The sequence below is a fragment of the Deinococcus aerius genome (assembly GCF_002897375.1).
Taxonomy (GTDB): domain Bacteria; phylum Deinococcota; class Deinococci; order Deinococcales; family Deinococcaceae; genus Deinococcus; species Deinococcus aerius.
Genome location: NZ_BFAG01000035.1, coordinates 1 through 1,194, shown reverse-complemented (window position 1 = coordinate 1,194; position 1,194 = coordinate 1). Strand labels below are relative to the sequence as shown.

The window sequence follows — 1,194 nt, the reverse complement described above, 5'->3', positions numbered from 1 at the left end:
GAGCCTGCCCCATTTTGTGGTCCAGTCCGGACCCCTCATGGAAGGCTACCTCAGCCCGTCGAACGGCGGGCGAACTCCTGCGGTGCCAGGTTGTCCAGCGAGCTGTGCGGCCGAACCCCGTTATAGTCCCGCCGCCACACGCTCAAGATCAGTCGGGCCTGCGGCAGACTGACGAACCAGTTCTGGTTCAAGCACTCGTCCCGAAGGCGTCCGTTGAAGGACTCAATGTAGGCGTTCTGCACAGGTTTTCCCGGGTCGATGAAGTGCCGCTCGATGCCCTGCTGGTGGACCCAGGCATCCAGGGCACGACTGGTGAACTCCGGGCCGTTGTCGCTGATCAGGACCTTCGGTTTCCCCCGTTCCCTCACGGCTTCCCCCAGCAGACGGGCGACGGTGTCGCCCGTGATGGACGTGTCGGCGAAGCACACGATGCACTCGCGCGTGAAGTCGTCCACGACGTTCAAGACCCGGAAACGTTGTCCGCTGGCGAGCTGGTCGCTCACGAAGTCGGTACTCCAGCGCTGATTGGCCGCCGACGGTGCCTTCAGTGGCGTACGGCGCTGCACGACCCGCTTTCTGCGGGTCTTTTTCCTGACCGTCAGGTCTAGGGCCTTGTAGACGCGGTAGACCCGCTTGTGGTTGACGATCTGGCCTTCACGGCGCAAGAGCACCTCCAGCCGACGGTACCCGAACCGAGGGCGCTCTTCGGCGAGTTTCTGGAGCCGCTCGACCAGGTGTTGATCGTTTTTGCGAACCTTGTAGCGATGCGACGAGCGACCGAAGCCGAGCACGCGGCAGGCTCGCCGTTCACTGACGCCGTGCTGCTGCTGGAGGTAGCGCGCCGCTTCACGGCGCTGCACGGGCGCTACCACTTCTTTCCCACGACGTCTTTCAGCATCGCGTTGTCCAGGGCCAGGTCGGCGACCAGCTTCTTCAGCCGGGCATTTTCGTCTTCAAGCTGTTTAAGCCGCTTGGCGTCGTCGCTTTTGGGTTGACGGCTGTAGGTGGCCTTCCAGTTCTGGATGGTCTTGCGGCTGATCCCGGTCGAGCGGCTCACGGCCGCGATGGCTTCACCGTTCTCGATCCGCCCGAGGATTTCGAGGATCTTCTCTTCACTGTGTCGTTCCTTGCCCATACGCTCCCCCTGTTCTACCTGGGGTCTCAGCGCTGGACCTCAAAACGGGGGCAATGTCA

2 protein-coding genes are annotated in these 1,194 nt (G+C 62.8%); both read right to left on the bottom strand.

Features of this window, described 5'->3' with window-relative positions:
- Positions 1-50: 50 nt before the first annotated feature.
- Positions 51-860: an IS3 family transposase gene (locus DAERI_RS21700; protein WP_133162096.1), complete on the bottom strand. Its 810-nt coding sequence runs from the start codon at positions 858-860 to the stop codon at positions 51-53.
- A 5-nt stretch (positions 861-865) separates the two neighbouring features.
- Positions 866-1,135 (bottom strand): transposase, encoded by a 270-nt coding sequence (locus tag DAERI_RS21695; protein ID WP_103131519.1) that lies wholly within the window; start codon positions 1,133-1,135, stop codon positions 866-868.
- Positions 1,136-1,194: the final 59 nt, after the last annotated feature.